Source organism: Gracilimonas halophila (assembly GCF_042684365.1).
In the GTDB taxonomy this organism is placed as follows: domain Bacteria; phylum Bacteroidota; class Rhodothermia; order Balneolales; family Balneolaceae; genus Gracilimonas; species Gracilimonas halophila.
Genome location: NZ_JBHULI010000003.1, coordinates 41,580 through 58,193, shown reverse-complemented (window position 1 = coordinate 58,193; position 16,614 = coordinate 41,580). Strand labels below are relative to the sequence as shown.

The window sequence follows — 16,614 nt, the reverse complement described above, 5'->3', positions numbered from 1 at the left end:
ATATGAAAAAAATTGGGCTACCATTGCTTTTGGCCTTCGCTTTAATAGGCCAAGCTGTTGCACAAAATTACACACCTCTTAATACTCCAGACTGGCCGGAATCGGATACAACTATGTATACTGTTGGCGGTGAGCGGCACGGGATTAGTTTTTTTGAACAGCACCGATTTCCGGAAGTTGAGTACAAAGCCGGAGATGAGCTAACTTTTGACACTTACCATACCGTGAATGTAATGTATGAATGGTATGAGAGATGGGCGGAAAAATATCCCGATATTGTGGATCTCTATGAGGTTGCTAAAAGTTTTGAAGGCAGACCTATTTTGCAAATGACCATCACTAATAAAGAAACAGGGGAGCATACTGACAAACCTGCCGCTTATTTTGAAGGAGGTCGTCACAGCGGAGAGATCACCAGTAGTGAATCCATTTTATGGCTGACTAAGCACCTGCTTGAAAACTACGGAAAAGACCCGGAGATCACCGAATTAATTGATACGAAAGCCATCTACCTTCGTCCTCAAAATAACCCGGACGGATCAAACCTTTATCTTCATACCGCACAGGCAAATCGTAGCTCGGTCAGGCCACACGACAATGACAGGGATGGTCTTTTAGATGAAGATTCTTCCGAAGACCTAGACGGTGATGGTGTAATTTATTCCATACGCAGGAAAGCAGGCCCCGATGAAATGGATGAGGCTAATTACATCATTGATCCAAGAGACCCTGAAGGACGCTTAATGAAGCGAGTACTTGCCGGAAAAGGGAATTGGTTTGTTTACTCTGAAGGCATAGACAATGATGGTGATGGTGATATAAATGAAGATGGAGTTGGTGGGTTAGACCTGCACCGAAATTATGCCGAAAACTGGCGACCTGACGTTGGCCGTGAGCTTACCGGACGTGGCTATACTCAGTATGGCGCAGGTGATTACCCGCTAAGCGAACCCGAATCAAGGTCTGTTGTAATGTGGATGCTTACTCATCCCAATATATCTGTTGTAAACTCTATGGATACCCGCGTCCCGATGCACTTGCGCCCGCCATCTACTTCAAAAAGTGAAGAACGCATGTACCCGGATGACCTCGCTTTGTACGAAAAATATGATCGTCTTGGGCTGGAAATCACCGAGTACCCTTGGGCCGGTGATGTTTATGAAACCTACATGACCCGCTACCCTACCAATCGTGTTACAGGAGATCCTTCCAGACCAAGCCCTCTTTTTGGTCACGGCCCTGATTTCGGATATTTCTATTTCGGCTCCATCTGGTATGGTGATGAGCTCTGGAATAACGGTGCGATGGAGGACTATAATAACGATGGCATTTATGATGACTATGATGCCTTGCAATGGGATCTTCGGGAAAATGAAGGCCGAGGTTTTAAGCCATGGACTAAATTTGACCATCCCGAACTTGGTGAAGTTGAGATCGGTGGGTTCCATCCCAAATTCTTTAGCCAGAACGGGCCACCTTGGCAACTTGAACGCTGGGCTGAGAAACAAGCCTTATTCAATCTGATGATGGCAAAAGAACTACCTCAAATTACTCTTGATGAGGTAAACGTTGAACGATCCGAAGACAATATCTATAGAATCTCTGTGAGCTGGACAAACACCGGAAACTTACCGGTTGCTTTGAAGCAGGCTCAATTGGTTAAAATAGTTCGGGAAGACCGGGTTCTGCTCGATTTTGATTCTGAGCTTACCAAAGGACATGAAGATGCCAAACTTAAGATCATTACTCCAGAATTATATGACAAAACAATTCGCGCCGGTTATACGGATGCCGGAGAGTCACAGGAAGTCGTCTTCGAAGTTGAGCTGAACGGTATTGAAGGAGCACGGGGAACTGTGAAGATCCTTTCTACCCGCGGCGGTTATGTTGAAGAGGAGATCGAATTAGGCAATCCACCTGATAAGGACGAAGAGTAACTTCTCTATATATTCTTATTTTTCAGAAGCCCGGATGAGTTTTCTCATTTCGGGCTTTTATTTTTTTGCCTTGATCAGGAAAAAATTCCAATAATTATATTTCCACTTTTCACTTCTATATACTTTAAACGAAGAGGTCTTCAGCATCTTTTTTACATCATCAGCACTACTTGTTCGGATAACCTCTCCAGTAACAACATTGATGAACATATTGATGAATCGAAAAACTCCCTTTTTATTCCAGTCCAGGATATAGAAACTTCCTCCGGGCTTTAATACCCTGTAAATTTCCGATAGCGCCGCTTCCTGATCCGTATAATTATGAAAGGCACTCATTGAAATAACAGTGTCAAAGCTATGCTCTTCAAACCCAAGTCTTTCTACAGGAAATTCAGTGAAAGAAACAGTTTCATTCTCACTAAATCGGCTTTTTGCCATACTTAGCATTTCTTCAGAAATATCATTCAATACCAGTTCAGAAAAAGCATTGTCTTCTTCAAGCAGATGCTGTGCCAATAAACCCGTCCCTGCACTTACATCCAATATTCTATGCTCTGAGTCTGAGCTAAAGTTAACCAGCATTTTATGATGTGTATGAGATAAATAGTTCTCCCACTTTTCCTCATACATTTTTGCCTGCTTGTTATAGGATTCGGCCGTACGACTCATTCTTTTATTATCAGTATACAATATTCAGTCTTTCCTCATTTTTTTGTGCCCTATTCTTTCAAGATACATGAACCATGATTCTCATTAAGAGAATTCATTCCAATCTGCCTTCCGAAAGCTTTCGTATTCAAAAGTGACTAGCAAATAAAATCAAACAAAACACTTTAAATATGAAACTAACAAATAAACTATTCATTCTTATTGTGGCTTCCCTTTTTACCTTAGCCGCATGCAGTAACGATAATAATTCCTCCGGTGAGAACATCGAAGAGGAAGACATTCCATCCGTTGAGGCCAATACTCAAGGCACAATGAACGGGAATCAGGTCGTGATATCTGAAGTTGACTCCCCTGTAGATGGCTGGATCGTTATTCACCGTTCCAACGAAAGTAATGATGGTCCTCAAGTTCCCGAGATCATCGGTAAGGCTTCTGTTGAAATGGGAGCGAATTCAAACGTAAGTATTCAGCTTGAAGAAGGAGTCGCCAACGATGAAACCTTGTGGGCCATGCTTCATGAAGACACCGGAACAATCGGTGAGTATGAATTTGACGGCGAAAACGGGCTCGACCTTCCTGTCACTTTCAACGAAGAGATCGTCATGAGTTCATTTATGATCAGCCAAACCGATCCTTCTATTACTGCAGCAGATCAGGTTAACCAGGGAAATATATTTACCGTTTCTGTAAATGCTGCTGAAGACGGATGGATCGTGATTCACGGACCAAATGCTACTAACGATGGACCGCAAATTCCTGAAATTATTGGTAAAACTGCTGTAAGCGCAGGCATGAATGAAGACGTTGAGATCATCCTTAACGATGGTGAAACTGCAGAAGCAGGCGACAACTTGTTCCCAATGCTACACTATGATACCGGTGAGATCGGCGCCTATGAATTTGACGGGGCCAACGGTTTAGACCAACCGGTATTTTTTGAAGGAGATATTGTTCTGGAATCATTTACCGTTCTTGAAAATACTTCAAGCCTTACGGCCAATGATCAAACCGTTATAAACAATTCTATTATGGTTGATGTGGAATCTGACACTGACGGATGGGTGGTGGTACACCGTTCGAACGAGAGTAATGACGGTCCCCAAGTTCCAGAGATCATTGGAAAAGCTCCAATTGAAGCCGGAATGAATACTGATGTTCAGATCACCTTCAACGATGGCGAAGTAGTGGAAGACGGAGAACAACTGTGGCCTATGGTTCACTTTGACACCGGTGAGAAAGGCAGCTATGAATTTGACGGTGTTGGCCCTCACGATCAACCGGTAGTTACTGCTAATGGTATCCTTATAACAAACATCATTGTCAATGGTTCTACAACACCTTCGGTTGTAGCCGAAGATCAGTCTGTTCAAGATAACACCCTTACTATTTCTGAAACCATGACGGAACAGATCGGTTTTGTGGTTCTGCACAGGGATAACGGCAGCGATGCTCCCGTTGTACCGGCGAGTATTGGACATGGACAAGTATACCTCGGTCAAAATGATGACTTGGTAATCACCCTGGACGAAGGCGAAACGCTTGAGACAGGAGATAAAGTTTGGGCCATGCTTCATATCGATAACGGAACCATCGGTTCTTACGACTTTGATGGATCACAGGGGTCAGATGACCCTCCCGTATCCGATGCCATGGATAATGTAGTAATGGTTCAGTTTACTATTCAGTAAACTGAATGTTAAGTGATAAAAGGCTTTCGGGAAACCGGAAGCCTTTTTTATTTTGTCCTTATGGCTTAACCTGCAATACTGTTGATACCTTACCTGCCAGCTTCAGTTCAAGCTCTATACGAACAGAATCACCTGCACTCAGGTCTTCACGAAGATCCATCATCATCACATGTAGCCCTCCTTGTTTAAAAACCACACTTCCTCCTGAAGGAATGATCACTTCCTTTTGCTCTCTCATTCCCATCATACCATCTTCTGTTTCATAACTCTCATGTACCTGCGTTTCCCTTGCAATCAAGCTGTTAACTGAGATCAGCGTATCAGGCTTATTTAGATTATTGGAATAGCTAAAATAAGCAGCACTTGTCCCACCGGAAGCGGCCGGACGAACCCGTTCTTCTACCACTTCCTCTTCCATCACCTGTTCTTTTTCTGCCCCACAAGAGATCGTTACCAATAGTATTAAAGCTGTAAAAAAGTGCGTTAGATATCTCATCGTATTTTATTGAGGTCTTCTTTGACTAATGATGGTATCATAGGCTGACTTCCCCCATATTCGAATACGATGCGTGATTGCTTGTCAAGCACCATTATCTTGTCAGAATGATTTATAAAATATAATTCACGTCCATCATCTGTTGTGTCTCTCATCGAGATCTGGCTTCGGACTCTTGCGCTATCCATCAAAGCAAAAACTTCTGTCGAATCGCCTGTTAAAAATGTGAAATTCTCGTCTACCCCAAAAGCTTCCCCATATTTTTTCAACGTGGATGGAGTATCTCTTTCAGGATCAAAAGTTGCCGCTATAAAATGCACGTCATCCGGATAATTCATCTCTTTTTGAATTCGTACCAGGTTTTGTGTGATCAGTGAACAGATGTCCGGACAGTTGGTATAAATGAATCCCATCACTATAAATTCACCTTCAAAATCATCCGGGAAAGTAACTGCTGTACTATCCTGATCAAGCAATTGAAAAGATGTACCGCTCAGATCATCGATCACATCAGGACCGCTGTTACAGCTAAATAAAAGTACCGGAAGGAGTAGAAATATTAATTTTTTCATGATTTGAATGTATCTAGGTTAGGAAATAACTTAGGCATTGTTAGAACAAGTAATCAATTCATATTTATCCCTCATGAAAAATTCATTTAAAGTCGGTTCTGTATTGCTCATCACTTCTTTAATTTTTATCGGAATTGCATGCCAACCCAACCATCAGCAGAGGGGCCGTATGGATACTGATGAGCACTATATGGATGCCGTTCCCTTGATCTATCACATGTCTTTCATGCAGCGTTATAGTGTTAAGTTATATTTTGCAGGTATAGAAGAAAACTGGGGGCTGGCCGATATCTACGCTCATGAGATCGAAGAACTTACAGAAACTATCGTTGATGGAAATCATATGGATGATGATGTGGATGTAAGCGGGTTACTTGAAAGTATGTTGCCACCTCAGATCGAACAAATTGAAGCCGCTATAGATGCAAAAGATCGAAATATGTTCGAAGAAAATTATCAAACGATGATACAGACTTGTAACCAATGTCACCAGGCAGCAAACTATGGACTTGTTCAGATCACAGTACCGGAGGCCAATCCATTCAATCAGGATTTTTCTGTAGAATGAGATCTATAAAGCACCTCTAATGCTGATGAGCAACTTCGTGCTTATGATCGTTACAAGGCTCGAACTCGAATTCCAGTGTACTATGGTAGATCTCAAACTTATCATGAAGTAATTTCTTGATAGATGACTTTATAGTCTCCATTTCATCAAGGTCTTCTTTTTCTATCACAATATGGCTTTCTAACAGTGTGCTGTGTTCATCAAGACGCCATACATGGATATGATGTACATCACACACTTTATCTACACCTGCCATTTCCAGTTTCAACTCATCGATATTAATATTTTCGGGTTTAGCCTCCATAAGAATATCTATGGTTTCCCGTAGCATATGATAGCAATGCCATAGAATATAAGACCCGATAAACAAAGTGAGGATAGTGTCAATAATATACCAATTGTATTGAATGATCAGCCACCCACCAATGATTACTCCCACCGAAGAGAGCGCATCAGATAGGATATGGATGAATGCACTCCTCATATTGATATCATCTTTGGAGTTCTTCCATAGCAAGGCTGCTGTAATCAGGTTTGCAGCCAAACCGATCATAGCCACCCAAAACATGGTCAGCCCATCAATAGGCAGGGGATCTACAAATCGCTCAATCCCCTCTTTAATTAAAAATAATGCAACAATAACTAAAGTAATCAGGTTTGCGAATGCTCCTATAATCTCAGCCCTCTTGTACCCAAATGTCTTGGATGAACTGGCTCCTTTTTTAGCAATTTTCTTGGTAACCAAAGTGGTTACCAGCGACATTGAATCATTGAAGTTATGAACCGCATCAGACAACAGAGCAAGGCTGTTGGCTATAATACCCCCAATCACCTGTGCCAGTGTTATAGTAAGATTTAAAAGTATAGACACCCAAAGTTTCCAAATAGAGGAATCGTCTACATTTGGATGATGGTGGTGGTGATTATGGCCCATAGCTTTGAATTAATGTTCTATTACTCTTCTGATGAGGTTAAAATACGACACATTTATAAGTAGCACAGAATTTATTGACCTGAAAGGTGCCTATTTCTGAAGAGTTTGTATCGAATTATGAGCCTGAAAATGAAAAGTGCGAAAAATGAGCTTTTAGCCAATGTACCAAATGCTAAAACTTCCCGCTAAAGATAAGAGGAATAAAAAATATGCTTGTTTTACAGGCTTATCAGGAAGATAATTATCTAAAGGATTTTCAGTAAAAAACTCTTCAAGTTGCTCACGCCTGGTTTTTTCTTCTTCATCAAGTTCTTCTTCTTTTTTTACAAGTACTTCTGCGTCTCCCTGTACTTCCTGAAGACTCTCATTTAAAAAACCGGCGATCGTATATTGATCAACTTTACCCAGATTGCTTGCAATAAGATATGCCGGAGTACCTACCATAAAAACAGCAATGCTAACGATAGTTTTATCCATAACCGTAAGCTCCACAAACTCCCCCAATACCATACTTATAAGCCCGGCCAATCCCATAATGTATAACAATGCACTTAACACTAAACGTAACTTCCAGTTTTGAATACCTTCATGTAAAATATCCGATCCTTTCACTGCCATAGCCATAACATTCTTGTTTTTGTATAAATATGATTAACCCACTGTTAGTTTTCAAGAGCTATTTTATCCCATTCATCCAACAATAATCGCATTAGCGACCTAGCTGCTGAGCGTGAAACGATATCAAGCTGCTGCTCCCCAATACGGTCATCAACTTCGTAGGTAAGGGCATCAATACCAAAGGTATGATAAAACCAATTCTTAGCAATAGGGGATGATGTATCAAATTCTTCAACAGTGAATTTTATATCCGGATTGTCTCCCATAATCTCCTTTATCCATTTCTGAGTAATATTATCCGGATTGGTTTGTATTTCTTCATTTATTGGATAAAAAATATTTTCGTTGGTAGAATGAAAGTCTATCGCATAGAACATTCTCCTCAATTCATGATCTTTGATCCATGAAAAAGCGTCTCGTACGATCCTTGTTTCCGGCTGATTAAAATTCTCCCAATCCCTGTTTAGATCGATACCCCCAGCGTTGTGGCGCCAGTGCCCAAGATCAACACCATCAGGATTTATCATTGGAAAGGCTTTTACAATAAATGTTTCTCTGAATTCCCTGGCTAGATCAGTGTCTGAAGTCAGCTCCTCAAGAAAGATCAAAGATGCCAAATACCCCGTAACTTCAGGAGGATGCTGCCGACTTAAGATAGCCAAAACAGGCGCTTTTTGTTCTTTTTTAACTTCAGTGATCTCCACTTCCCAAACAGTCCTTCCTTTTTTTGAAAGCCCTGCCTCCCTGAACTTTGTAAATTTCTTACCAATAACACCCCGACTACTAAGTTCTTTTTTAAATAAGGGTGTGGTATTTAATGGCTGAGCACTTATTATAATTGGGTCTTCTGCGAGTAAAACATCAAAAGTAGCGGTACCGCTGGCGGTATCATACTCAACAGGAAGCTCAAACTGTTCTTGCCACATGCTGTCGGGCCAAACCCAACTTTGTAACTTGGGAACATATCGGTGGGTGGCATCCTGATAATTTAGCTGTATTTTAGCCATACGTACTGAGTCGCTCCAAATTTTAAATCCATACCAAGGGCTGTTATTGATCGGAGCATTCTCAGGTGCTATAAGTATTTCAAAAGTAGAATCATTAAGAGCGTAAAAATCATTTAGACGAGCACCATCAAATTCATTACTTACCCACACTTTAGGTGATCCTACACCAATAGTTCTCCTGGGCTGCGGGGAGATCTCCTTATCAATGGTATTGGTTACATCAGGCGGATCATAAGAAAAGCCTGAAAACTCTTCCGTGCTCTTGCAAGAAATCATTAAAAACACTGTTATAAATAACCCAACTACTTTATGCATAAATTGAACTCTGAACAAATCCCAAAATTTTGGCTTTAATTATAGTATGAAGGCTTCAAAGATAGTGAACAATCCTTTATACTTGTTACACTCTAAAGATATACCACACATTTGATTACTTCTATTAATTTTAAACAATTCATACCTTTATTGCTATGTGTAGGATTTATTCTCTTACCCTCTAAAGTCATTCTGGCACAAGACGAAATGGTGACACCACGGGTATGGGCTGTAAAGATCCAAGGTAATGAGACTTTTGACGGGCTGGTACTCCGAAGTATCATTACCAATGAGCCTCCTTCCACATTCAAAAAAATGCTCTTCTGGAAAAAATCGGGAATGATCCTGAATGAAAATGATGTGCGGAGAGATGTTATAAGGATAGAGCGTTTCTATAAAAGAAGAGGTTTTGATGATGTGATAGTAAATTACAGTATTGAAGATCTCTCCAAAGAGTGGAGAAAAATGGTTGTTTTCGAGATCACTGAAAATAAGCCTATTCGGATAACCAGCGTAAAATTTCAGGTTAATGCAGCAGAACGCGACAGCGCTATTATTTTTAATAATGAGAGATTCAATACCATTAAAAACCGACTTCCCTATCGTGAAGGCAATAGATATGAAATAGTAACACAGTCAGAGGTAGAAGGAAACCTGATCGGGGCATTGCGCAATATGGGTTACCCTTATGCCAGCAGTGAAGTTTCCGCCACCATTGACAGTGTCTCAAAAACAGCGGAAGTTCTTCTTAAGAGTATTCCGGGACCCCGGGCCCGGTTCGACTCCATCCTCGTTGAGGGGGAAGAAAATCTCCCAGCAAAATACATTGCAAGAGAAACGGGTATTAAAAAAGACAAATATTTCAGTGAAGATCAGCTTCGCGAAGCTCAGCGGGAAGTGTTCAACCATCATATGCTCCGTTTTGCTTTGGTATCGATCCCTGAGCAACCTGAAGATTCCCTCATTAATATTCAAGTTCGGGTACGAGAATCTTCCCTAAGGTCTATTCAGCTTCGGGCTGGTATTGGTAACCTGACACGCATTGATAATGGCTGGGCCGATGCCTACAAACTATTCAGAGGGCAGGCTACATGGATCCACCGTAACATGCGTAACCGAGGTGAACGAATTACAATATCCGGAAATGCTTCGGCAATAGAGCAACGTGTTGGTATTGATTATCTGTTTCCCTATCTATTCAATACTAAGTCTTCTCTTATTACCTCGCCCTTTTTGAGCCATCAGCTGGAACCTTCTTATGAAATTATGCGAGGCGGTCTGATAAATAGTTTTGTGTATCAGTATAGTTCAAATTTTACGGGCACTTTTTCTTATGAGTACACCCTTAATAATGAAGTTACCACCGGCTCCCAGGAAAGCCTTCCTGATAGCATTCAATCTTATAATGTTTCTTCCTTCAACCTGAATGCTTTTTATTCTACCGGACAACGTCGTGGAGAAAGCGGATGGTCTCTACAACCTTTCTGGGAGTTATCAGGTTTATTCGGTGAATCTACATTTAGTTTTCAGGAAGCGGGTTTGGATATACGAAAATTTACTCCGCTGACCGATAAGATCATTTTTGCAAAAAGGATCAATCTTGCCGGTATTTATTATTCCAAGCAAGATTCCCTGCCTTCCGATATTCGGATATATAATGGAGGAACTAACTCGGTGCGAGGGTGGAACAGGCAGGAGTTAGGCCCAAAACGTCCTATTTTGGATGAAGAAGGAAATTTCGACCGCTATGTCCCTATTGGGGGTAAAGCTACATTAAGCTTCAATGCAGAATTTAGGTTTAGGCTCAACCAACTTATAAAGGGATTTGGTGTCGCTGCTTTTTTAGATGGCGGACAGGTTTGGAAGGAATTCAACGACATTGCCACTACCCCCATGCAATTCGGGCTTGGGGGAGGACTTCGATATCAATCACCGATTGGGCCTATTAGAATTGATATTGCTTATAAAGTAAACCCTACCGATCAGGACTTGCGTATTTATGAAGGACATAATTTTGGAAGCAGTTGGGATAAATGGGGAATTCACTTTAGCATAGGACAAGCATTTTAGTGAGTGATAAGAAAAACCATATTGTCATCAAAATACTCAAATACATCGGGTGGAGTCTGTTTGTGCTAACCCTGCTTATTGTTGCAGCCCGCTATTCACTCAAAACATCCTGGGTACATTCATTTGCAAAAAATGAAATTGTTTCGATTGCCAATCAAAACCTAAATGGTTCACTTTCAATCGACCGCATCACCGGTGACCTTTGGAATGACTTTAAGATTCATGGCCTTCATATCATCCAAACTGATACAACTGTTTCATTGGATTCATCCCATATCAAATATAACATATGGGCATTACTAAGCAGTGAGTTCTCAGCTTCTGAGATCTCCGCATCCGGTCTCAGAGTTAAGCTTTCTGAAACCGAAAACGGAGCTTTCAACCTACAGGAAATTGTCAAAAGTGAAACCAGCGAAAAACCTGAAGAGTCAACTTCAACACTTGGAATTGATATACAGAATCTTTTGATCGATGGAAGCTCCATACAAGTACAATCGCCGTCTTATTTACCCGATTCTACCCTTTCTATAGAGCAGCTTTCTGCCCATGCCGGCTTTAGTTTTGACAGGGAGTTATCAGCCTCACTTTCATCCCTTTCTTTTAAACTTAAAGAAGGCCGGCCTCCACAACCTGTTTTGTTCTCCAGTTCAGCTTCCTACAAAGATGAGACCATTTCTTTGAATGAACTCGTGATTGAGACGGGGCGTTCTTTGATCAGGGCAAATGGTTTTACAAACCTCAGTGACTCTACCTTAGACGTTGAAGCCACAACCATGCCTTTTTCCTTAAGGGATTTTCAACCCTATCTGGATTACGACCTCCCCCCTGAAAACCTGCAGCTTTCCCTTGACATAGCCGGAAGCCTTGATGATCTAAAATTAGAACTGAAAGGGGAGGGAAATGGGTTCGATGACCTTTTAATCATTTCGAATGTATCCTTTTCAGAAACTCCTACATTAACGAAGTTTGGGCTAAACGGCCGTAATCTTGATCTCGGTTATTTCACTAACGACTCCACTGATGCTGAGGTAGGTGACTTCCAATTTTCATTTGAAGGACAGTTGAGTCAGCAGCCTGATTCCATCGATATTACCTGGGGATTTACACTCAATAATATCAGATATGAGAACTATATATTTGAAACACTCTTTGGCAGCGGAACGGTAATAGATGAAAACCTCCTGGCTAATATTCAACTCAGCGATGGTTCTGATACCATTGTTCTAAACACTGATGTCGAAAGCTTATTTTCTGATTACCCGGGCTGGAGTGTGGATGCTCGTGTTTCCTATATAGACCTTGGTTGGTGGGCAAAAAATCCTGAATTAAGCGGAAATATCCATTTCAGGGCATTGGCAGAAGGAAAGGGTTTCCAACTTTCAAATGAACCGTGGACTTTTTCAATTTATCCTAACAGTAGCTTAAAAGGTGTAACCAGAATTCCAGACAGTACGGGAACTAAAACGCCTCAACTCAAACCTATCATAGCTAAGGATACGTTGATCATTGCCGACCAACCCTTTTCAGATTTTGACCTTAAGGGAACGATCTCAAAGGATTCAGCGAAAGCAGAGGGGTTTCTTCAGCTTATTGATAACAGAATCAATTTCTCCACAACTTTTGCAGGGCTTTTTTCTGAGGTCCCCACTTTTAATTATCAAATAGATGCTAAGAAATTTGATCTGAATGAAATAACCGCTATTGATGATATTCCGAGTTCTATCAATGTCAAAATTCAAGGAGAAGGAAGGCACTTCGATACCGAGAAAATTCAGCTCAATACTGCTTTATTAATCGACTCAAGTTATGTAAATGGAGCTGACTTTGAACTCATGGATATCAATGCCAACCTTAACGGAAACATACTCACGGTTCAAAATGGCGAATTGATCAGTGAAGTTATTGAAGGGCGTTTTTCCGGACGCAGAAATCTTACTGACCAAACGGATCCTGACAATAATTTTGCCCTTGATATGCAGGTTAAGAACCTGCAACCCCTAGCCTCTTTCGCAGGTGCTGAGATCCTCAATGCTTCAGGAAACATAACCGGGAACGTGACTGAGATCGCAGAAAATGAACTGCTTTTTGATGGAAATATTGAACTCAATGACGTTCAGTACGACACCCTATTTTCAGCTAATACCATCGAAGGCATCACGAAAATATCGATTCGGGATGTATATGGTTACGACTTCTCCTTAAGGATAGATCAACCGCTAATATCAGGAATCCCCCTGCAGGATATTGAGTTCTCCGCAACGGGAATTTCAACCACAGACTCCCTTTCCGGAAACTTTAACCTGGACGTGATCAGCGATGAGGACGGGGAAATTTCACAGGCCGGAGAATATAAAATAAACCTTAAAACTCTTCGCACCTCTCTGTTATGGAATACTTTTGATTTCAGGACCCCGGCAAGGTTACTCTCTTTACAAGCTCCTTTCAACTTAAATTACAGAGACTCCTCCATCTATACGGATACACTTATGCTTAGTTCTGAAGGAGGAACCTTCCTGAATATGGCTATTCCCTATGCCGATTCTACACAACAAGAATTATGGATTGAAGGAGAAGAGTTTGATTTTGGTATTATGCAGGATATCCTCTTTAATGAACGCTTTTTAGACGGCATTTTATCCGGAAATTTTAAGGTTGACCGCTCTCCGACAGAATTAACTGGAAACGGAGCTCTCAACATCGAAAACCTTACATATCAAGGAACAGTATTAGAAAGATTTTCTCTCAATTTTAACTTGATTTCAGAAAGATTAAATGCAAATATCGCGGCAACCATAGATGGTCAGGAAGCTCTGACGGGAGAAATTGATATCCCATTTGTTGCACAAGCTCGGGATCAATTAGATGACTCCTTTTTTGAAGAGCCTATAAGCGGATCTCTCGTTATCAACCCGGTTAAATTATCTTCATTTGAAAATCTGCTTCGTTCTTTCCAGATAACACAAACCAAAGGGATTTTAAGTTTTAATGGCAACTTAAGCGGTACAGCCGGAAACCCGGATTTTGACGGGCGTTTTAACCTGGAAGACCCTACTCTTTCTGGAATTAAGATCGATTCTGCCTTTGCGAGTTTTAAATACCTTCACAATGAAGAAAGGATTACGGGAATAACTGAGATCAATGCACGAGGACAAAAAGCTGCTTCCATCAATGCAGAGATTCCTATCGCCATGAACTTCCGTACTTTTGAGCTGATCATGCCTGATGAAGAAGATGTGTTAACTTTTAATTTGATTACTTCTGACTTCAACCTTTCGGTTTTCAATGATTTCTTGAATAAAGACTATATGAATCGTCTACGGGGAACACTGAATGCGAATGTAAATATTTCCGGAACCAAAGATAATCTTGCTCCAACAGGTTCCTTGCAACTTACAGGTGGAGAAGTTGCCGTCCCCATCGCCGGTATAAATCTAACCAGGATCAATTCTGAACTGGGATTCTCTGAGAACGGAGACCTTTTACTTAAAAACCTCAATATGAATAGTGGCAGTGGTAATTTTACAGCCAATGGTTCTATTGAGCTTGAAGGTATCACACCCGCAAACCTCAACCTTTCTGCAAAGGCAACACGGTTCCGGCTGGCAAATACTTCCGACTACAACCTTACGATAGACCTTGATAGTAAATTGACAGGCAAACCATCTCGCCCGGAAGCATCCGGTATTTTAACTATCAAGAATGGGTTTGTATATCTGCAGGATTTTGGTGAACGCTCAGTTGAAGCCGTAGAGCTGGAAGGTGACGAAACCTCCTCATTCAGCCCATATGATTCACTTAGCATGGACATGCAGTTCGTCATAGAGCGTGACTTTCTGATTCGAAATCAGCGTTATCTTGATATGGAAATTGCACTAACCGGAGAATTAGATGCTCAAAAAGAAACTGGCGATGACCTCCAGCTTTTTGGCACCTTAAATGCAGAACGTGGTTATGTCCGCCCTCTTGGAAAACAGTTTAACCTGGAAGAAGGTCGGTTCACATTTAGCGGCCCATTAACTGAGCCCGACCTATACATCAATACCAGCTATATACCTCAATCTTCCCAAAAACAGGGGGATCCCATTATTCTGTATTATATCATTGAAGGGAATGCAATGGAACCCGAATTCCGCTTCGAAAGTGACCCTCAAATGGAGCAACAAGACATAATCTGCTATACCTTATTCAATAAGCCATGCTATGCTTTGGAGTCTTGGCAGCAGGTAGTGAGCGGTGGCACAGGGTCTTCCCCTAGTGATCTTCTTGTTGGAGTATTGCTGGATGAATTTGAAGCCCTTGCAACACAAGAATTAGGGATAGATGTGGTGCAGATCGAGAATATGCGTTCAGGTAATAATAGCGGAACTTCCATAAAAACAGGCTGGTATCTAAACCGGAAAACGTTTTTTGCAATTGTAAATGAGATAAGTGGAACGACTCCAAAAACCATGTTCATTCTCGAATACATGCTAAAGCAAAATCTTGACCTTCTCATTACTCAGGGTGATGACAACAGGCAGGGAATTGACCTTCGGTGGCAGTTTGATTATTAATTGATGGTGTTTGGTATTAAGCGTAACAAATTAACAGGACACCATAACACTAAAAATCACACTGCTCTCCCCTACAGCATTCCTCAGCATTTGTACCACAAGCCGAACATTGTCCGTGTCCATGAACCCAAACAAGCTCCGCGATTTGGCCACAGAACTGACAGCGCCGATGATTTTCCCCTTGTGAAAAGGACACCGTTTCTGCTCTTGGTCCTGGATCAGTTTTCTTCGGTAAGTTCTGCATAAGCGACTTCAACATTAGCACTTAATGGGAGTCTCCAACCTGGAGCTTTAAATTCTTCAAACCCCGGTAAAGTTTCAATGGCTGTAAGTTCTTCGACCGTTTTCCCATCCTCGATTCCCTTTTGAGTATAATCGAGTAAGGCAGTTAGAAAATCAACTTTTAATACCAAATCTTCTCTGTCCCCGGTTATGCCATAATTCGAATTTCCATGGCCGAAAATATAGATAGCATCAGAAGGTAACTCGTCCATTGTAGAGTTCAATGTATTGATCCAGTTTGAAATGTTTGCACCGGAGCCACGGTCAATAAAAGGGTGAGCCCGGTTGAACATAAGGTCTCCCATGTGGGCCACATTCGCTTTTTCGAAATAAATCACAGTGTCTCCACCGGTATGGGCAGGGCCATAATGTTTCAGGTGAACTGTTTCATCTCCTATAGTTTCACTCCAGGAAGTTTCATAAGTGGTGTCCGGATAAACCTGGGAATCCAGTGCCTCTTGTCCGCTACGTTCTGCAGCTGCTTTCTGCAGATCCGGAACGTTTTGGTGGGCTATAATTCGTTTTACTTTTTGCTTAAAGGCCGGATTGCCTGCAGTATGATCTCCATGATGATGAGTGTTGATCAACATATCAAAAGCGAGATCTGTTTTCTCTTCCAAACCAATGATACAATTACGGGCAGAATCAGGAAACTGAGAATCTATTACGACAACACCACCACTATTAACCAGCCAGCCAATGGTTCCCCCTCTTCCGGTAAACGTTCCGACATTTCGACGTAGTGTTTTAAAAGGACTTTCCTGAGCGGTCGCGAAAAGCTTCTGTACCGGCAGTGTTGCTGCTGCACCCATTAGCATTGATTTCAGTAAAAATTCTCGGCGTTTCATTGGCTTTGGATTGAATTACGGATTTTCATGCCTGAATTAACGAAAAATTTCGCAGCT

General features: G+C 41.4%; 12 protein-coding genes. 5 read left to right on the top strand and 7 right to left on the bottom strand.

The annotated features are described in order from the left end of the window. Window positions 1-2 precede the first annotated feature (2 nt). Window positions 3-1,937 carry a M14 family metallopeptidase gene (locus tag ACFSVN_RS02970; RefSeq protein WP_390298397.1) on the top strand — a complete coding sequence of 645 codons (1,935 nt, stop codon included), beginning with the start codon at window positions 3-5 and terminating at the stop codon, window positions 1,935-1,937. Window positions 1,938-1,994: 57 nt separating this feature from the next. Here the strand turns inward: ACFSVN_RS02970 and ACFSVN_RS02965 are convergent, their stop codons facing one another. Next, the gene (locus tag ACFSVN_RS02965; RefSeq protein ID WP_390298394.1) at window positions 1,995-2,606 is read right to left on the bottom strand and encodes a class I SAM-dependent methyltransferase; all 612 of its coding nucleotides are present in this window, start codon (window positions 2,604-2,606) and stop codon (window positions 1,995-1,997) included. Between the two features lie 170 nt (window positions 2,607-2,776). Between ACFSVN_RS02965 and ACFSVN_RS02960 the strand changes: the two genes are divergently transcribed. Beyond that, a complete protein-coding gene (locus ACFSVN_RS02960; protein ID WP_390298392.1) occupies window positions 2,777-4,294 on the top strand; it encodes a DUF7282 domain-containing protein in 1,518 nt (505 codons plus the stop codon). Between the two features lie 58 nt (window positions 4,295-4,352). On the opposite strand, the gene ACFSVN_RS02955 is transcribed toward ACFSVN_RS02960, so the two are convergent. Both ACFSVN_RS02955 and ACFSVN_RS02950 read right to left on the bottom strand, forming a co-directional pair. Then, window positions 4,353-4,790: a copper chaperone PCu(A)C gene (locus tag ACFSVN_RS02955; RefSeq protein ID WP_390298389.1), complete on the bottom strand. Its 438-nt coding sequence runs from the start codon at window positions 4,788-4,790 to the stop codon at window positions 4,353-4,355. Continuing rightward, on the bottom strand, window positions 4,787-5,362 hold the full coding sequence (locus tag ACFSVN_RS02950; protein WP_390298387.1) for an SCO family protein: 576 nt from the start codon (window positions 5,360-5,362) through the stop codon (window positions 4,787-4,789). Before ACFSVN_RS02950 ends, ACFSVN_RS02955 begins: the two co-directional genes overlap by 4 nt. Before the next feature lie 73 nt (window positions 5,363-5,435). Here ACFSVN_RS02950 and ACFSVN_RS02945 point away from each other — a divergent pair, with 73 nt between their 5' ends. Then, a complete protein-coding gene (locus ACFSVN_RS02945; RefSeq protein ID WP_390298384.1) occupies window positions 5,436-5,930 on the top strand; it encodes a hypothetical protein in 495 nt (164 codons plus the stop codon). A 16-nt stretch (window positions 5,931-5,946) separates the two neighbouring features. Here the strand turns inward: ACFSVN_RS02945 and ACFSVN_RS02940 are convergent, their stop codons facing one another. From ACFSVN_RS02940 to ACFSVN_RS02930, 3 genes are all read right to left on the bottom strand, one after another. Next, window positions 5,947-6,864, bottom strand: coding sequence for a cation diffusion facilitator family transporter (locus ACFSVN_RS02940; RefSeq protein WP_390298381.1), 918 nt, complete (start codon window positions 6,862-6,864; stop codon window positions 5,947-5,949). Window positions 6,865-7,017: 153 nt separating this feature from the next. After that, window positions 7,018-7,482, bottom strand: coding sequence for a hypothetical protein (locus ACFSVN_RS02935; RefSeq protein ID WP_390298378.1), 465 nt, complete (start codon window positions 7,480-7,482; stop codon window positions 7,018-7,020). Between the two features lie 44 nt (window positions 7,483-7,526). Then, on the bottom strand, window positions 7,527-8,765 hold the full coding sequence (locus ACFSVN_RS02930) for a M14 family metallopeptidase (RefSeq protein WP_390298375.1): 1,239 nt from the start codon (window positions 8,763-8,765) through the stop codon (window positions 7,527-7,529). 246 nt (window positions 8,766-9,011) lie between these two features. Between ACFSVN_RS02930 and ACFSVN_RS02925 the strand changes: the two genes are divergently transcribed. Continuing rightward, on the top strand, window positions 9,012-10,874 hold the full coding sequence (locus ACFSVN_RS02925) for an autotransporter assembly complex protein TamA (RefSeq protein WP_390298372.1): 1,863 nt from the start codon (window positions 9,012-9,014) through the stop codon (window positions 10,872-10,874). Next, a complete protein-coding gene (locus ACFSVN_RS02920) occupies window positions 10,874-15,427 on the top strand; it encodes a translocation/assembly module TamB domain-containing protein (protein ID WP_390298369.1) in 4,554 nt (1,517 codons plus the stop codon). The genes ACFSVN_RS02925 and ACFSVN_RS02920 overlap by 1 nt, the downstream gene beginning before the upstream one ends. A 218-nt stretch (window positions 15,428-15,645) precedes the next feature. Here the strand turns inward: ACFSVN_RS02920 and ACFSVN_RS02915 are convergent, their stop codons facing one another. Next, window positions 15,646-16,557: an MBL fold metallo-hydrolase gene (locus tag ACFSVN_RS02915; RefSeq protein WP_390298366.1), complete on the bottom strand. Its 912-nt coding sequence runs from the start codon at window positions 16,555-16,557 to the stop codon at window positions 15,646-15,648. Window positions 16,558-16,614 lie beyond the last annotated feature (57 nt).

Excerpts from the sequence above, each read along its gene's own strand:
- ACFSVN_RS02950 (WP_390298387.1), bottom strand. The coding sequence starts at position 5,362 with ATGAAAAAATTAATATTTCTACTCCTTCCGGTACTTTTATTTAGCTGT.
- ACFSVN_RS02925 (WP_390298372.1), top strand. The coding sequence starts at position 9,012 with ATGGTGACACCACGGGTATGGGCTGTAAAGATCCAAGGTAATGAGACT.
- ACFSVN_RS02915 (WP_390298366.1), bottom strand. The coding sequence starts at position 16,557 with ATGAAACGCCGAGAATTTTTACTGAAATCAATGCTAATGGGTGCAGCA.
- ACFSVN_RS02940 (WP_390298381.1), bottom strand. The coding sequence starts at position 6,864 with ATGGGCCATAATCACCACCACCATCATCCAAATGTAGACGATTCCTCT.
- ACFSVN_RS02970 (WP_390298397.1), top strand. The coding sequence starts at position 3 with ATGAAAAAAATTGGGCTACCATTGCTTTTGGCCTTCGCTTTAATAGGC.
- ACFSVN_RS02930 (WP_390298375.1), bottom strand. The coding sequence starts at position 8,765 with ATGATTTCTTGCAAGAGCACGGAAGAGTTTTCAGGCTTTTCTTATGAT.
- ACFSVN_RS02935 (WP_390298378.1), bottom strand. The coding sequence starts at position 7,482 with ATGGCAGTGAAAGGATCGGATATTTTACATGAAGGTATTCAAAACTGG.
- ACFSVN_RS02955 (WP_390298389.1), bottom strand. The coding sequence starts at position 4,790 with ATGAGATATCTAACGCACTTTTTTACAGCTTTAATACTATTGGTAACG.
- ACFSVN_RS02945 (WP_390298384.1), top strand. The coding sequence starts at position 5,436 with ATGAAAAATTCATTTAAAGTCGGTTCTGTATTGCTCATCACTTCTTTA.
- ACFSVN_RS02965 (WP_390298394.1), bottom strand. The coding sequence starts at position 2,606 with ATGAGTCGTACGGCCGAATCCTATAACAAGCAGGCAAAAATGTATGAG.
- ACFSVN_RS02960 (WP_390298392.1), top strand. The coding sequence starts at position 2,777 with ATGAAACTAACAAATAAACTATTCATTCTTATTGTGGCTTCCCTTTTT.